Here is a 16,213-nt window from a genome sequence, read left to right as displayed (position 1 = left end):
TAGCTATCTGTTTAATAAGTTGTTTACCCTTGTCGAGACCCGTCGACCCGTATCCTGATTGACTCGTTCCCTCGTCAACTTGTCAACTCGTCAACTCGTCAACTTGTCTCTTTTTTTATTTCTTATGCGGTGTATGTTGCGGTGTCTCACGCAGCGTGTAGATCTTCGAACTCCACGGCGAGTAGCTCCGCTTGACGCGGGTGATGGTGAGCACCGTCTCCTCTACGTCATGCACGTCGCTCTGCATCTCGTGCAAAGCCATGGCGATGGCTGCATACACTTCGCCCGGCGCATGTCCCAGCATTTTCTCCTTGGCCACCTCGCGGTCGGTGATGCCTTTGGCCTTCATGGCACGCGTCGTGCGCAGCCGCACCGATGCCTTGCCGATGAATTTGAAGGAGATGTACAGCAGGATAAGCCCCACAAACACTACGAGCATGGCCGTGACCGACATGCCGATGCCCACGCTGTCGTGTAGTTGGAACTTCTCCATCTTCACATTCTTGTCCAGCGTCTTGTTGTTGGTGCTGGGCGTCACATACTTCTCAGGAGATTCGTCTTTCACTTCCCATTCGGCAGCCGCATCGTCTACGCGGGCATACGAATAGTCCGCTTTCAGCAGTCCGGCCGGGATGGTAATCTGGTCCAGCAGCTTGCGGCCCGAGTCGTATAGGCCAATCCAGTTCTCCTTGTCAGCTTCCAGCAGGAAGTTGGTGTGGAATGTGCCCCGGTTGGGCTTGTTGTCAGCCCAGAACAGCGCGTGTTGGCGCGGGGCCACTTTGGTCTGCACGTCCCCTTTGGGGATGAAGTACACGGCCGTGTCGCCCGCCTGGCTGCTGTGCTTCAGGTAGCATCCGGCCAGGTCGGCCGTGCCGTACGATTTGTTGAATATCTCAATCCATGCGCTGTGCACGCCGTAGTCGTCCTGGAAGTTAGTCTTGTTATCCACCAGCACCTCGTTCAGCAGCAGCTTACTCTCCGAATCTTGTTTGCACGAAGAGAAAAGCCCCAGCGTCAGCAGCAGGGAGAAGAATATTCCTGTATGAAACTTTTTCATCGTAATCATCTGTTTAAAGTTTGTTTAAAGAGGAATATTACCGTGCTTCTTGGCCGGGTTCGTCAGTTTCTTGGTCTGCAACTGTTGCAGGGCACGGATGATGCGGAAACGTGTGTTGCGCGGTTCGATGACGTCGTCGATGTAGCCATACTTGGCCGCATTGTACGGGTTGGCGAACAGCTTGGTGTATTCGGCTTCCTTTTCGGCCAGGAACTGGGCAGGGTTCTCATGCTCCTTGGCTTCGCGGGCATAGAGTACTTCTACGGCACCGGCTCCACCCATTACGGCAATTTCGGCCGTGGGCCATGCGTAGTTCATGTCGCCACGCAGTTGCTTACAACTCATCACGATGTGCGAGCCGCCGTAGGACTTGCGCAGTGTTACCGTTACCTTGGGCACGGTGGCTTCGCCGTAGGCATACAGCAGCTTGGCACCGTGCAGGATGACGCCGTTGTACTCCTGGCCTGTGCCGGGCAGGAAACCGGGAACGTCTACCAGCGAAACGATGGGGATGTTGAACGCATCGCAGAAGCGGACAAAGCGGGCACCCTTGCGCGAAGCATTGCTGTCCAATACACCGGCCAGGTATTTGGGCTGGTTGGCTACGATGCCCACCGACTGGCCGTTGAAGCGTGCAAAGCCAATGATGATGTTCTTGGCATAGTCTTTCTGCACTTCCAGGAACTCACCGTTGTCGATGATGGCTCCGATGACTTCATACATATCGTAAGGCTTGTTGGGATTGTCCGGGATGATTTCATTCAACGAATCTTCCAGACGGTCGATGGGGTCGGTGCAATCTATATAGGGAGGCTCTTCCAGGTTGTTCTGGGGGATGTAGCTCAACAGTTTGCGGATGAGCTTGAGGGCGTCTTCTTCGGTAGAGGCTGTAAAGTGGGTCACACCAGACTTGCTTGAATGTACGCTGGCACCACCCAGGTTTTCTTGCGTCACGTCCTCGCCGGTCACGGTCTTTACCACCTTCGGCCCGGTCAGGAACATGTAGGACGTGCCTTCCATCATCAGCGTGAAGTCCGTCAAGGCCGGAGAATAAACGGCACCGCCCGCACACGGTCCGAAGATACCGGAAATCTGCGGAATGACGCCCGAAGCCAGGATGTTGCGCTGGAAGATTTCGGCATAGCCAGCCAAGGCGTTGATGCCTTCTTGGATACGGGCGCCGCCCGAGTCGTTCAGGCCGATGACCGGTGCCCCCATCTTCATGGCTTTGTCCATGATGTGGCAAATCTTCAGTGACATGGTCTCGGACAGTGAGCCGGCCGATACGGTGAAGTCTTGTGCGAAGATATAGACCAGTCGCCCGTCGATGGTGCCGCAGCCAGTCACTACGCCGTCGCCGGGATAGTGCTTCTTTTCCATGCCGAAGTTGGTGCAGCGGTGTTCCACGAACATGTCCATTTCTTCGAAGCTGCCTTCGTCCAGCAACATGGCTATGCGTTCGCGTGCCGTGTATTTACCCTTATCGTGTTGCTTGGCAATAGCTTTCTCGCCACCGCCCAGGCGTGCTGCCGCGCGGCGGTCAATGAGTTCTTTTATTTTTTCCAGTTGATTACTCATCTTTAATATATGTTTTTATGATTTGCTTCTGTTTTAGTAGATTCACTCTCCGGGCGGAGAGCCGTGTTTATTCGGGCTTCTCGCAGAGTTCGGTCAGCACGCCCAGCGTCGATTTCGGGTGCAGGAAGGCGATGTTCAGGCCTTCGGCGCCTTTGCGGGGAGCTTTGTCGATAAGGCGTACGCCTTTTTCTTCGGCATATGCCAAGGCGTTGGCCACTCCGTCTTCAATGGCAAAAGCCAAGTGGTGCATGCCACCCTTGCCGCCGTTCTTTTCGATGAACTTGGCGATGGTGCTTTCCGGCGACGTCGGTTCGAGGAGTTCGATTTTCACTTCGCCTACTTTCAGGAAGGCGGTCCGGACTTTTTGGTCTTCTACTGTTTCAATGTTGTAACATTTCAGCCCCAGTACGTTTTCGTAATAGGGGAGGGCTTCTTCAATGCTCGTAACGGCAATGCCCAGGTGTTCGATGTGCGAAATCTTCATATTGGTAAGTTTAATTTGTTTTCCCTTTATCCATAAGGATGATAAGGGTGTAAAGTCCTACAAAGAAAGGCATTTCTTGCAAAATAAAGAAATAAATCGGCAATTAATTTATCGGAAGAGTGCATATAAAGTGTAAAGCTGCACATAAAGAACAGACGAGCGGATTTTGTCTGAGCATTTGAACCGCAGATGCTACAGATGAAGGGAATTTTCACGGATAATTCATTAAAGTCTGGCGCTTAAAAATCGTTTTTCTGTCATGTTGAGAAGAGCGAAGCGGAGTCGAAACATCTGCCTGATACTTCTCATGTGTTGAGTGGGATTCCTCGAGACCTCCTTTTGCTTTCCCCTGTTTGTCGGGGAAGAACAACGCTCGGGATGGCTGTGGCAATGAATTTTAAGCAGACCCTTATGAATCTGCATTATCTGTACTTGCTTTGGGTGTTGTGAAAATATTTGTAATAAATAGGTGCTGAAAATAGCTTACTTAATGTTTGTTCCGTAGCGATAAAAACGGGGCAAAACGCTTGCTATGCCCCTTCGACTTGTTTTAAGCCTCGTAGATGAATTTGGACATTTGAGACGTATTCTGGGCTCTTTTAAGTGCTGATCTTTCAAAGAAATGGCTTTATTTTTCCTTAAAATTTGCTTTACCTTCGCTATACCTTCGCTTCACCTTCGCTACACCTTCGCTTCTCCTCCGCTATTTTTATTATATGTTAACGGAGGAGAAGGAGTGGTGCAGGAGCCTGTCTGTGGCGGTAAAGGAAATGGGTGATAGTTTTAAACAAACTGTTGTTCTATATGTTGTTATTTTTCACGAAATGGAGAGAACCACCGTCCGTACGTCAGCATGCGCCAAATCCACTCCAGAGGCCCGAATCGGAAGAATTTGAGCCATCCCAGGCAGAACAGCATCTGGAAGAGGTATACGCCCAGCACGATGCCTTCTGTCTGGAGCAAACCGATGCCGGCGCCCCATCCCAGGCCGATGCCGTAGAACAGGAACATGCGATGACGGACTGGCCGATGTAGCATGTCAAGGCCATGCGGCCGGGGGCAGCAAGCGGTTGCCAGAGCGCGCCCTTTTTCCACCGGAGGTAGAGTAGGCAAAGACCTGCCGCGTAGGCAAAGCCTGTGGGATAGACGCTGACCAGGTAGAGCAGGCTGTGGACAGTCAGCCCCCACGGATGGCCATTCTGGCAACTCCAGGCATAAACCAGCGACAGTGGAAGCCCGATGAGCAAGCCGTAGCGGCATAACCCTTGAAGCCATTCTTTGCGTTCTTCCAGGGAAGCATATATCTTCCGGCGACCGATGTAGAAGCCTATGAGGAAGAGTCCCATCACTTTGAAATAACGGTTGCCGTCGATAAATTCCTGAACGCGCACCAAGGCTCCTTGTATGAGAAACTGGAAGACGGCTTGGTAGTCTTGCGCATCGCGCAGCCAATAGGCGAAGTTGTCGCTTGTGATGCCGTATCGGGCACAATAATATTGTTGGAGACTGACCACCGGTTGTGCAGGGTAGACGCTGCAAAGTTCGCAGGCCAAGTCTATCCCGACAGGTATGAGAAGCAGGGCGGCAGCCCACACGAGCAACGTCCGGTCCGAGGCGTGGCGAAACAAGGGAAGCAGCATCCCCAACAGGGCGTAGAGCATCAGGATGTCTCCGCTCCAGATGAACATCAGATGCAGAAAGCCGATGCAGGCCAGCAGGAACATGCGCCGGTAGAAGATGCGGAAGCCGTTGGCACCTTTCCGGGCTGCGTTGGAGATGATGATGGAAAAACCGATGCCGAACAGCAGTGAGAAAAGCGTATAAAACTTTCCGTCTACAAACACGTAAAGCAGGTAGCGGGTTATGGAGTCCATGCCGGCAGACGGAAATGCCGCTGCCACTTCAGCTTTCAGAAACGTGTAGAGCGAAAACTCCGGGAAGTTGGCCATGCAGATGCCCAGCAAAGCGAACCCCCGTAAAGCGTCGAGGATGATGTATCGCTCGGAAGACTTTACGGGGGCAAGGTTGTCAGTATGCTTCATCGCGGGTTACTTGTTTCGTTCTTCGATGAGGCAATTGGCAGGTGCTTTGATATTTTCGTCTAAAGTGACGGAACCGATGCTGTCTGCCACGATATGACCCGACGTGGGGTTCTTGATGTTGGCGATGGCACCGCGGATGTCGGCCTGCAAGGTGCTGTACTCGAAGGCACGGTCGCACGACGGGTCGAAGGTACAGTTCTCCAGCACCAGGTCGTGGGCATAGCACAGCGGTTGTTCACCGGAGATGTGGCAATTGACCAGGCGCAGGTTTTTCGAGTGCCAGCCCAGGTATTCGCCGTTCAGCTCGGAGTCGTAGATAGTGACATTCTCCACCTCCCAGAAGGCGTCTTTGGTGGTTATCTTGGCGTTGTGAATCTCCACGTTCTTCACATACTGGAAGACGTACTTGCTGTCACTCTCCAGGCCGTCCACGTAGATGTTGTTGCTGAACATGAACGGGTAGGTGCCGTCGTGCAGTTTCAGGTTCTTGATGTGGATGCGGTCGCAGCGCCAGAACACTTCGTCTGCATCATTCATCTGTACATTTTCTATCTCGATGTCGTTCATCTCGCGGAACATCTTCGGAGCGTCTATCACCGTATCTTTCATGACCAAATGGTCTGAATACCACAAGGCCGAACGACCTCCCACAGCAAAGTAGCAATGGTCGATGGTGAAACCGTGTACGTGCCAGAACGGATAATTGCCCTCAAAGCGGCAGTTGGTGGCCACGATGTTGCTGCACTCTTTGATGGCCGATTCGCCGGTCAGGATCGTAACGTTGTCCAGGTGTAAGTCGTGAGTGGCGAACAACGGGCGTTCGCCGCCGAATTCTTGGTCTTTAATCAGTTGCATATCTATATAATGTTTAATCTTGTTTCTTCTGGCGCAAAGATACGACTTTTGCCCCATTCTGCATGTAGACAAATTACGGATGCAGTGACCACGATTACAGAAAATGCGACTTCGCCCGGGCAATGTCTTTTCTGACATGGTGGGGGGATGACTCGCCTGGCTGCAAAGTTTTTCCGGACTGAGCAGAAAAGGATGCGCGTGTGGATGATGTGTGAGGTGGATAGAATAGATGATAATATTTCTTTCTTTTTTCTTAAAATATGGAGTTTTTGCGTATCTTTGTCGTCTGAAAGTCTTAGAAGAGAAACATTATGTCAGATTTAGCCCCTCTTATATCCGATCTTGCACTTATTTTGATTTGTGCAGGCATTATGACCTTGGTGTTTAAAAAGCTGAAACAACCGTTAGTATTGGGCTACGTTGTAGCCGGTTTTCTGGCCAGCCCGCACATGCCTTTCACTCCCTCGGTGATGGAACAGGCCAGCGTGAAGGTCTGGGCAGACATCGGCGTCATCTTCCTTTTGTTTGCCCTTGGACTGGAGTTCAGCTTTAAAAAAATAGTCAAGGTCGGCGGTCCGGCAGTGATAGCTGCATGTACCGTTATCTTTTGCATGATAATGTTGGGAATAGGGGTCGGCTCTGCTTTCGGATGGAGCCAGATGGACAGCTTGTTTTTGGGTGGCATGATAGCCATGTCGTCCACAACCATTATTTATAAAGCGTTCGACGACTTGGGCTTACGCAAAAAGCAATTTACCAGTTTGGTGCTTAGCATATTGATTCTGGAAGATATTTTGGCCATCGTCCTCATGGTGATGTTGTCTACCATGGCTGTGCGTCATAACTTCGAAGGAACGCAAATGTTGGAAAGCGTAGCTAAACTGTTGTTCTTCCTTATATTGTGGTTCGTAGTAGGAATTTATGTTATCCCTCTTTTCTTGAGAAAATGCCGTAAACTGATGAGCGACGAAACCTTGCTTATCGTAGCATTGGCTTTATGTTTTGGCATGGTCGTATTGGCAGCAAAAACAGGTTTCTCGGCAGCCTTTGGTGCTTTTATCATGGGGTCTATTCTGGCCGAAACGATTGATGCGGAACGTATTGAACGTTTGGTAATGCCGGTCAAAGATTTGTTTGGTGCCATTTTCTTTGTTTCCGTAGGTATGATGGTAGACCCGTCAATGATTGCGGATTATGCCGTGCCTATCTTGGTCATAACGTTGGCAGTCATCATGGGGCAGGCATTGTTTGGCACGTTGGGTGTCCTGTTAGCCGGTCAGCCATTGAAAACAGCCATGCAGTGTGGTTTCAGCTTGACTCAGATTGGTGAATTTGCTTTTATCATTGCCTCTTTAGGCGTGTCCTTGCACGTAACTGGGCAGTTCCTCTATCCAATCGTGGTAGCTGTATCCGTGATTACTACTTTTTTGACCCCTTATATGATTCGTTTTGCCGAACCTGCTTCTAATTATGTTGATGCTCATTTGCCAGAACGTTGGAGGAATTTTTTGTCACGTTACGCTTCAGGTTCACATACGGTTAATCATGAGAGTTTGTGGAAAAAACTGATTGTGGCATTACTACGCATCACGCTTGTTTACTCCATTGTGTGTGTGGCTGTGGTAGCTTTGGCTTTCCGCTTTCTGGTGCCTTTGTGCCGTGAGAGTTTGCCGGGCATTTGGGGTTCGCTGCTTGCTGCTGTGCTAATCATCTTGTGCTTGTCACCATTCTTGCGGGCCATTATGATTAAGAAGAACCACTCGGTGGAATTTGCCACGCTGTGGAAAGCAGATCGGAGTAACCGCGCGCCGCTGGTGGCCACCATCGTGCTGCGTGTACTGCTGGCCGTTGGCTTCCTGATGTTTGTCATCTCCGGGCTTTTCCAGGTCTCGGTCGGTCTGGTTTTGGGCATCGCTTTTTTGTTGGTTGTGCTGATGATACTATCTCGCCAGTTGAAGAGGCAATCTATCCTTATCGAACGTCGTTTTTTCCAGAACTTGCGTTCTCGTGATATTCAGGCAGAATATTTGGGAGAGAAGAAACCTCAATATGCAGGTCGCTTATTGTCAAAAGATCTGCATTTGGCTGATTATGTGATTCCTGGCGAGTCTTTGTGGGCTGGTAAGACATTGGCCGATTTGAATCTCGGCAAGCAATATGGTGTTCATGTGGTGTCTATATTGCGAGGCAAGAAGCGTATTAATATTCCGGGGGCTTCTGTTCGTCTTTTCCCGGAAGATAAAATTCAGGTAATAGCTACAGATGCTGAATTAAATGTCTTTGGGAAGGCTATGGATCAGGCTAGTGTAATGGATAATGATGTAGTGGAAAAAAGTGAAACAATCCTGCGTCAGTTCCGTATCGATGAGGATTCTCCTTTCCTGGGAAAAACAATCAGAGATGCTGGTATACGTGACAAGTTTCATTGCCTGGTGGTAGGCGTGGAACGTGAAGAGAATGTGTTGCGTGCTCCCGATCCCAAGGAACCATTCTTGGAAGGTGACATTGTCTGGATTGTAGGAGAAAGTAAAGATGTATATCGTTTAGCTGGGCAATCGGAGTATGAAGAGGATTGATAGGGCAATGTTTCTAAATTAAATTTTTCCCAGAATTTTATCCATAACCCAGTTCGTTAATGTGGCGCTTTCTCCGTTACAGGTGCAGATTGATTTACCTAACAAATGATCTACGACGGTTTGTATGAGAGGCTGTTGTACATAAGTTGGATTTTCTACACAAATTTCTTCCCGACCTTTCTCCGTATGCAGGGCAATTGGTTCATAAGTGAAGACTGAGAAGCAAAGCATTCCTTTGTCACCAATGACCTCGATGCGATCCTCTCGGGCAGAATCGTGTGCCACAAAACACCAGGAGCCACTGCCAACAAGCCCATTCTCAAATTGGAAGCACGCACTCAATGTATCCTCTGCCGCATATAGTCCTCCGCGATTGCTTTTATAGCCACTTGCTTCAAGAATACAACCAAAGATTTCTTGCAATAAATCTAATTGATGTGGAGCTAAGTCGTAAAAATAACCTCCGCCGGCTATATCAGGCTGCACACGCCATGGTAGATTTTCGCGGTTATAGTCTAGGTTACGTGGCGGTTGTGCAAAACGTATTTGAATGTTAATGACATTACCTATGGCCCCTTCGGCTATTAAATCTTTTACTTTCTTGAAATAAGGCAAGTAGCGGCGATAGTAAGCTACAAAACAAGGAACTCCGGTCTCGTGCGAAATTCGATTGATACGACAGCATTCTTCATAAGTGACGGCCATTGGTTTTTCAATATATACCGGTTTACCTGCTTTCATGGACATGATGGCATACGTGGCATGTGATGAAGGTGGAGTGGCGATATAGATAGCGTTGACTTCTGGGTCGTCTATCAGCTCTTGTGCATCGTCGTACCAATGAGGTATTCCACGTTCTTGCGCATATTTTTGAGCTTTTTCACCATTTCTGCTCATTACGGCTACCACTTCTGAATTTTCTATCTTTTGAAAAGCTGGGCCACTTTTGTATTTGGTTACTTCGCCGCAGCCGATAAAGCCCCATTTGATAATTTTCTTACTCATGATCTGGATAGCAATGTTGTCGATTGGCGTTTATATTTATGCTACAATTGAATTATGATAGCTCGCTATTCTTCTCTTTCAATGGATAAAAAGTTCTACTCTTCATCGTCATCTTCCATGTCAAAATCGAAATCCCAATATTCTGGTGTAGTAAATTCATCCAATTCACGTCGGTCTTTTTTTGTCGGCCTGCCAGTTCCTTTAGCTCGATTGATAAATCCAGTGACACGACTTATCTCCAATAGTTCGTATTGATCTGGTGTAGTGACATTTTCCATTACTTCCGGTAATAATTTGGCACCTACACGTTTTTCTATGGGTTGTAGGACTTTAAAAGAATAAGTAATAGGAGGTTTGCGAACTTGTATGATGTCTCCTGATTTTACTGTACGGGCTGCTTTGGCTTGTGCTCCATTGATGCTGATACGTCCTTTTTTGCAAGCTTCGGCTGCGATGCTTCGTGTCTTGAAGATGCGGGCAGCCCACATCCATTTGTCTATCCTTGCTTCACTCATTGCTATGAGAGTGTTACTTTTTATGATTGAATTGATTCATTGTAAAATCTAATCCTGCCAGGCAGAAGCTTTTGATAATTTCTCCGACCTTTTCTAACCTTTCAGGAATTTGTTTATATTCATCTTCTGTGAAATGTCCCAATACATAATCTATTTGTCCTCCTCGTGGAAAATCATTTCCTATACCGAAGCGCAATCGGGCATATTCTTGAGTGTTCAATGTAGTAGCTATGTGTTTTAAGCCATTATGTCCAGCATCACTTCCTTTTCCTTTGAGGCGAAGTGTACCGAAAGGCAGTGCAATGTCATCTACTATCACTAATAAGTTTTCCAAGGGAATGTTTTCTTTTTGTATCCAATAGCGTACTGCATTCCCACTTAAATTCATGTAAGTTGATGGCTTCAATAATATTATTTGACGTCCTTTCAGGGTAAAACGAGATGTGAATCCGTATCTTCCATCAACAAAATCTACTCCTTGAGCTTGCGCTAAAGCATCAACAGCCATAAATCCAATGTTATGACGCGTTTCATGATATTCGGGTCCGATATTGCCCAAACCTGTAATCAGATATTTCATAGATAGGAAGATTGTTAAAAAATACGCGGATTAGCGCAGAGATGCGATAATCCGCGTACAGATTTTATGTTCTTAGTCTAATTTTGTTTAGATTAATTGTTTGAAGCAGCAGCCGCTGCAGCACCTCTTGCTGCACGAGTCAACTTCACTGCACATACAACTGCTTCTTTAGCATTCATCAATTCTAGGCCTTCGTAGTGTAATTCACCTACTTTTATAGTTTTACCTAAGCCTAGGTGTGATACATTAATTACCAACCTTTCGGGGATGACATTATATAAAGCTTTAACTTTTAGTTTACGTATTTGTAGTGCCAATTTACCACCTGCTTTTACACCTTCTGCTAAACCTTCCATTTGAACAGGGACTTCCATAATGATAGGCTTACTTTCATCAATCTGGTAGAAGTCTACATGTAGTATATTGTCTTTTACAGGATGGAATTGGATATCTTTCATGATGGCGTTGTATTTCTTTCCATCTATAATCAGATCCACTACATAAATATGTGGCGTGTAAACTAAGTTGCGTAGACCTTCAACGGGCACTGTGAAGTGAATATTCTCTCCACCTCCGTATAATACACAGGGTACACCATTGTTTTTACGAATAGTCTTTAATGCTTTTGCTTGTTCAGAAGAACGTGTTGCAATGGTTCTTGCAGTTCCTTTAATTTCAATTGATTTCATTTTCTACTTTTTTTGTGTTACTCTAAATTAAGTGATTCTTTGCTTAATTCACCATCACACGATACCAGTTATCTACTGTCTGATGCTGTAAAAAGCGGGGCAAAATTACGCCTTCTTTTTGGAATATCCAAATAGTTGTGGTTAAAAATCAAGATCTACGTTTATTGTATGGGCAAGTAAGGGGACTCCTTCTGCTTCTTCTTTATCTGTTGTAGCATCATTTTCATCTTTAGCATTTGGGATGCATTTTTTTGTTGTAATAAATTCGATGCTGTTATGTAAGCTGCTTAAAAATTTATCGAAATCTTCTTGGTATAGAAAAATCTTATGTTTTTCAAAGCTGATTTGTGAATTTTCTCCTTCTTCTGTTACAATTTTCTTACTTTCGGTGATAGCGAGAAACATTTCATCTTTTCTGTTCTTTTTGACGTCAAAGTAATAGATACGTTTACCGGCTTTTACCGATTGCGAGAATATGATATCTTTGCCGCTAGCATCACTGTTCCTCTTTTTTGAATCTTCCATATTTGTGTTTAATTTAAAAATTGGCTTCAAATTTGATGATTTTTTTTTAACTGTCAAAAGAAAAGTGGAGGATAATGCTTCGTTCCTTGAAAAAAATATGATTTGTTTATGCAGACTCATTAAAAATAGCTACTTTTGCACCCCGATTAGAAATAGTATTACCTTTTTGATTTAAGTTATGATAAACAGAGTTCTTATTCGTCTTAAGATAATACAGATTGTATATGCGTATTATCAGAATGGTGGTAAAAATATAGATGCTTCAGAAAAAGAATTGTTTTTTAGTTTATCCAAAGCATACGATCTTTATAACTATTTGTTGCTGTTGATAGTGGCTGTGACTAATTATGCACAAAAAAGAATTGATGCTGCAAAATCAAAATTAGCACCAACTCCAGAAGAACTGTCTCCTAATATGAAATTTGTGGAAAATAAATTCGTTGCTCAATTGGAGGTGAATAAGCAATTGGCTAATTTTTCTACAAACCAGAAACGTTCGTGGAATAATGACGAAGATTTTGTTAAAGGATTATATGAACAAATTATAGTATCAGATATATATAAGGAATATATGTCATCTACGGTTTCTTCATACGAAAATGACCGTGAATTGTGGAGAAAACTTTATAAAACATTTATCTACAATAATGAAGATTTAGATGTTCTGTTGGAGGATCAAAGTTTATATTGGAATGATGACAAATACATTATTGATACATTTGTCATGAAAACTATTAAACGTTTTGATGAAAGAAATGGAGCTAATCAACAATTGTTGCCAGAATTTAAAGATGATGAGGATCAGGAGTTCGCACGTCGTCTTTTCCGTCGTACTATTCTGAATAGTGATTATTATCGTCATCTTATCAGTGAAAATACACGTAATTGGGATTTAGATCGTGTGGCTTTCATGGATGTAGTGATAATGCAGTGTGCTTTGGCGGAGATATTAAGTTTTCCCAATATTCCAGTTAGTGTATCATTGAATGAGTATGTAGATATTGCAAAGATTTATAGTACTCCTAAAAGTGGTAGTTTTGTGAATGGAACTTTGGATGGAATTGTTAATCAATTAAAAAAAGAAGGTAAGTTGACGAAAAACTGATACTTTTGCCAAGTATAAACATTAAAACCTGAATTTTTATGAATCTTATGACAGCTTATTTTATGCAGGCAGCTCCTGCTGGCGGAGCAACGGGTGGTGGTTTAATGTGGATTTTTTTGATAGCCATGTTTGTCATCATGTATTTTTTTATGATTCGTCCTCAAAACAAGAAACAAAAGGAAATAGCAAATTTCCGTAAATCACTTCAAGTGAATCAGAAGGTTATTACTGCTGGCGGCATACATGGTATTATAAAAGAAATTAATGATACTGATGTTGTTTTGGAGATAGCTTCGAATGTGAAGATTCGTATTGATAAAAATTCTATTTTTGCCGCGGCTGCGGATGCTAATAGTTCTCAGGCTGGTAAATAACAGAATTGGGTAAGTATATGTTCGATGTAGAGAACATAGAGCAAGTTTATTTGAAAATTAGTAAACAAATAAAGGACTTCTTGTTAAGCGAAAAGAGCAGGGAGTTCTTTATTTTTTTATTTTTTTTCTTGGTAGCCGGTGGATTTTGGTTATTACAGACATTGAATAATGATTATGAAACTGAGTTTTCCGTACCAGTTAGGTTGCGTAAAGTCCCAGATAATATTATCTTGACTTCGGAACCTTCTTCAAAGTTGCATATTAGAGTAAAGGACAAAGGAACGGTATTGCTTAATTATATGTTAGGGAAAAGTTTTTATCCTGTTACAATAGATTTTACTGAATATCTAAATGAAGATAGCCATGTGAAAGTTCCTTCGTCTCGATTTATGAATGAAGTGATGGGGCAAATGAAAGCTTCTACACAATTGTTATCAATTGATCCGGATACATTAGAATATATATACTCAACAGGAGTATCTAAACGGATACCAGTACGTTTGAATGGAAGTCTGAAAACAGATCGTCAGTATTTTTTTTCAGATACTCTCTTTAAGCCAGATTCTGTAATTGCTTATGCTCCTGCATTTATGTTAGATACTATTGATGCAGCTTATACTCAATATATTACCTTAAAGAACGTTTCGGATACAGTACATCAACAATTATTGTTGCAGTCTCAACATGGAGTGAAATTGGTTCCTTCTTCTATTCAGATGGTATTGCCCGTGGACATTTATACTGAAAAAACGGTTGAAGTTCCTTTGCAAGGTGTAGATTTTCCTATTGGCAAAACATTGCGAGCGTTTCCTTCCAAAGTTCAGATTACATTTCAAGTGGGGGTTAGTCGTTTTCGTGAGATAACGGCAGATGATTTTCATATTGATGTTTCGTATGAAGAGTTGCAGCGTCTAGGAACTAATAAATATACGGTAAGGTTACAGAGTATTCCTCAAGGGGTAAGCCACGTACGTATTAATCCAGAACAGGTTGATTTTTTAATAGAACAATTGTCTACGAATGGCTATTAAGATAGGAATTACGGGCGGAATAGGAAGTGGTAAGAGTGTAGTCTCTCATTTGTTGACACTAATGGGGATTCCTGTTTATATATCTGATGTAGAGGCGAAGCGTCTGATGCTTACAGATGAGAATATACAGACTAGCTTGTGTTGCTTGTTGGGTAAGGACGTTTATCGGGAAGGACAGTTGAATAAAATGCTTTTGACTTCTTATCTTTTTGCTGCTCCAGAGAATGCGCAGAAAGTAAATGCTATTGTCCATCCGCGAGTACGCGACGATTTTAGGATTTGGGTGAAAGCTCATGAACCTATTGGCTTTGTGGGGATAGAATCTGCCATTTTGTATGAAGCGGGTTTTGAAAATGAGGTGGATTATGTCGTTATGGTATATGCTCCTACTGAAATGCGTATTGAACGTGCGGTTAGGCGTGATGCTATTTCTCATAAACGAGTTGAAGAACGTGTACGTAGTCAGATGAATGATGAAGATAAAATTCACTTGGCTGATTATATATTGGTCAATGATGGCAAAAGTCCTTTAATTCCGCAGGTTTTGGCACTGATTTCTTCCTTATCCCAAAATCATTAATTACCTTTGTTGCCTGAGAAATATCTATTTAATAATTATCAAACAGAATATATTATGTTGAAGACTATTTTGTCTATCTCTGGTAAACCGGGGCTGTATAAGCTTGTATCCCGTGGAAAAAATATGTTGATCGTGGAAGCATTGGCAGATAAGAAACGTTTCCCTGCTTATGGTAATGAAAAAATAGTTTCATTGGGCGATATTGCTATCTATACAGAAGAGGACGATGTCCCGCTAAGCGAAGTGCTTACTGCCATGAAAAAGAAAGAGGATGGGGCTGTTGTAGCATTGGATTTAAAAAAGGCATCGAGCGATGAATTGTTTGCTTATTTAGCTGAAGTTTTGCCGGGGTTTGATAGAGACCGTGTGCATGCATCGGATGTAAAGAAATTGATTTCTTGGTATAATCTGTTGGTGAACAGTGGAATGACAGATTTTGAGGAAGAAACTGTAGCCGAAGAAAACGCTGAAGAGGAAAAGTAATAACAGAATGTATGAATTGTTAAAGGAGAATATGACAAAAAGCATGTTCTCCTTTTTTTGTTTCTGAACGAAGAAAGTGGACAAGAATGTTTTTTGTATATTGAATGGTATATTATTATTGTGACTGAGCTTATTATATGGAAGTGATGTGTATTTCTATTGCTTAAGCTACTTGAGCAAAGCAATAAAGATGGAGCATAGTGGTTTTTCTTGAATTTGTAATGTGGGTGTCATACGGTTGCAACATGAATAGTGCATCTTTGTAGTGCAATAATTAATCAAGGAGGATGCGTATGAAACTGAACAAAAATGAGTATACAGTAGAAGCTGCCACAGGTGGTGGATTTTTTGCTTATTATAGGGATAATTTGTTGTGCAGTGCCTATGGAGAGACGCCAGATGAGGCATATGAAAACCTGGAACGAGTGCTGGACGATTTTGTCAGCGACATGTATATGGTAGAAGAATACGTCTGACTGTGTTAGACAGAAAAGCATTAAACTTCTTACGATTTATTCCATAAATTCTCATCGGTGCCGTACCCGCGTGATGCAGGTACGGTATGTTTTGTTGACAATCTTCCTTGTTTATGTTGTATAAGAGCCTGTCGTTTAGAAATCGTTCTCTTTGTCATGTTGAGCAGAGCTGAAAACCTCTCTCCAATACTTTTTATGCGCGTAGTGGAACCCCTTGACTGAGCTAGGGATGACAGAGAAAATAAACTTCAAACAGGT

At 44.0% G+C, this 16,213-nt stretch carries 16 protein-coding genes and 1 pseudogene; 7 read left to right on the top strand and 10 right to left on the bottom strand.

Translation table 11 applies throughout. From position 1 onward, the window contains the following. Positions 1-115: 115 nt before the first annotated feature. The 5 genes and pseudogenes from M3090_RS01940 to M3090_RS01920 form a co-directional block, all read right to left on the bottom strand. A complete protein-coding gene (locus M3090_RS01940) occupies positions 116-1,057 on the bottom strand; it encodes an OadG family transporter subunit (RefSeq protein WP_249053721.1) in 942 nt (313 codons plus the stop codon). 24 nt (positions 1,058-1,081) lie between these two features. Further along, positions 1,082-2,635, bottom strand: coding sequence for an acyl-CoA carboxylase subunit beta (locus M3090_RS01935; RefSeq protein WP_249053720.1), 1,554 nt, complete (start codon positions 2,633-2,635; stop codon positions 1,082-1,084). Positions 2,636-2,702: 67 nt separating this feature from the next. Further along, on the bottom strand, positions 2,703-3,119 hold the full coding sequence (gene mce / locus M3090_RS01930) for a methylmalonyl-CoA epimerase (RefSeq protein ID WP_249053719.1): 417 nt from the start codon (positions 3,117-3,119) through the stop codon (positions 2,703-2,705). Between the two features lie 810 nt (positions 3,120-3,929). Further along, positions 3,930-4,465: pseudogene (locus M3090_RS01925) on the bottom strand (DUF418 domain-containing protein). 702 nt (positions 4,466-5,167) lie between these two features. Further along, positions 5,168-6,016, bottom strand: a complete 849-nt coding sequence (locus M3090_RS01920) for a DUF3737 family protein (RefSeq protein WP_249053718.1) — start codon at positions 6,014-6,016, stop codon at positions 5,168-5,170. A gap of 311 nt (positions 6,017-6,327) precedes the next feature. Between M3090_RS01920 and M3090_RS01915 the strand changes: the two genes are divergently transcribed. Next, a complete protein-coding gene (locus M3090_RS01915; protein ID WP_249053717.1) occupies positions 6,328-8,592 on the top strand; it encodes a cation:proton antiporter in 2,265 nt (754 codons plus the stop codon). An 18-nt stretch (positions 8,593-8,610) separates the two neighbouring features. On the opposite strand, the gene M3090_RS01910 is transcribed toward M3090_RS01915, so the two are convergent. The 5 genes from M3090_RS01910 to M3090_RS01890 form a co-directional block, all read right to left on the bottom strand. Further along, positions 8,611-9,597, bottom strand: coding sequence for a Gfo/Idh/MocA family protein (locus tag M3090_RS01910; protein WP_249053716.1), 987 nt, complete (start codon positions 9,595-9,597; stop codon positions 8,611-8,613). A 95-nt stretch (positions 9,598-9,692) separates the two neighbouring features. Continuing rightward, the gene (locus M3090_RS01905; RefSeq protein ID WP_249053715.1) at positions 9,693-10,112 is read right to left on the bottom strand and encodes an RNA-binding S4 domain-containing protein; all 420 of its coding nucleotides are present in this window, start codon (positions 10,110-10,112) and stop codon (positions 9,693-9,695) included. Between the two features lie 13 nt (positions 10,113-10,125). Then, positions 10,126-10,692, bottom strand: coding sequence for an aminoacyl-tRNA hydrolase (pth, locus tag M3090_RS01900; RefSeq protein ID WP_249053714.1), 567 nt, complete (start codon positions 10,690-10,692; stop codon positions 10,126-10,128). A 92-nt stretch (positions 10,693-10,784) separates the two neighbouring features. Continuing rightward, positions 10,785-11,381: a 50S ribosomal protein L25/general stress protein Ctc gene (locus tag M3090_RS01895; protein WP_249053713.1), complete on the bottom strand. Its 597-nt coding sequence runs from the start codon at positions 11,379-11,381 to the stop codon at positions 10,785-10,787. 141 nt (positions 11,382-11,522) lie between these two features. Next, positions 11,523-11,906 (bottom strand): DUF3276 family protein, encoded by a 384-nt coding sequence (locus M3090_RS01890; protein WP_249053712.1) that lies wholly within the window; start codon positions 11,904-11,906, stop codon positions 11,523-11,525. Positions 11,907-12,084: 178 nt separating this feature from the next. Here M3090_RS01890 and nusB point away from each other — a divergent pair, with 178 nt between their 5' ends. From nusB to M3090_RS01860, 6 genes are all read left to right on the top strand, one after another. Next, complete coding sequence (gene nusB / locus M3090_RS01885; protein WP_249053711.1) at positions 12,085-13,011, top strand: transcription antitermination factor NusB; 927 nt, start codon at positions 12,085-12,087, stop codon at positions 13,009-13,011. 38 nt (positions 13,012-13,049) lie between these two features. Beyond that, the gene (yajC, locus tag M3090_RS01880) at positions 13,050-13,385 is read left to right on the top strand and encodes a preprotein translocase subunit YajC (protein WP_249053710.1); all 336 of its coding nucleotides are present in this window, start codon (positions 13,050-13,052) and stop codon (positions 13,383-13,385) included. A gap of 17 nt (positions 13,386-13,402) precedes the next feature. Beyond that, positions 13,403-14,416, top strand: coding sequence for a YbbR-like domain-containing protein (locus tag M3090_RS01875; protein WP_249053709.1), 1,014 nt, complete (start codon positions 13,403-13,405; stop codon positions 14,414-14,416). Beyond that, a complete protein-coding gene (coaE, locus tag M3090_RS01870; protein WP_249053708.1) occupies positions 14,406-14,996 on the top strand; it encodes a dephospho-CoA kinase in 591 nt (196 codons plus the stop codon). The genes M3090_RS01875 and coaE overlap by 11 nt, the downstream gene beginning before the upstream one ends. A gap of 54 nt (positions 14,997-15,050) precedes the next feature. After that, complete coding sequence (locus tag M3090_RS01865) at positions 15,051-15,479, top strand: DUF5606 domain-containing protein (RefSeq protein WP_249053707.1); 429 nt, start codon at positions 15,051-15,053, stop codon at positions 15,477-15,479. Positions 15,480-15,772: 293 nt separating this feature from the next. Further along, complete coding sequence (locus M3090_RS01860; protein WP_249053706.1) at positions 15,773-15,955, top strand: type II toxin-antitoxin system HicB family antitoxin; 183 nt, start codon at positions 15,773-15,775, stop codon at positions 15,953-15,955. The last annotated feature ends 258 nt before the right edge of the window (positions 15,956-16,213 follow it).

Source organism: Bacteroides sp. ET71 (assembly GCF_023336905.1).
Lineage (GTDB): Bacteria > Bacteroidota > Bacteroidia > Bacteroidales > Bacteroidaceae > Bacteroides.
This window is presented reverse-complemented; position numbering and strand designations above follow the sequence as displayed.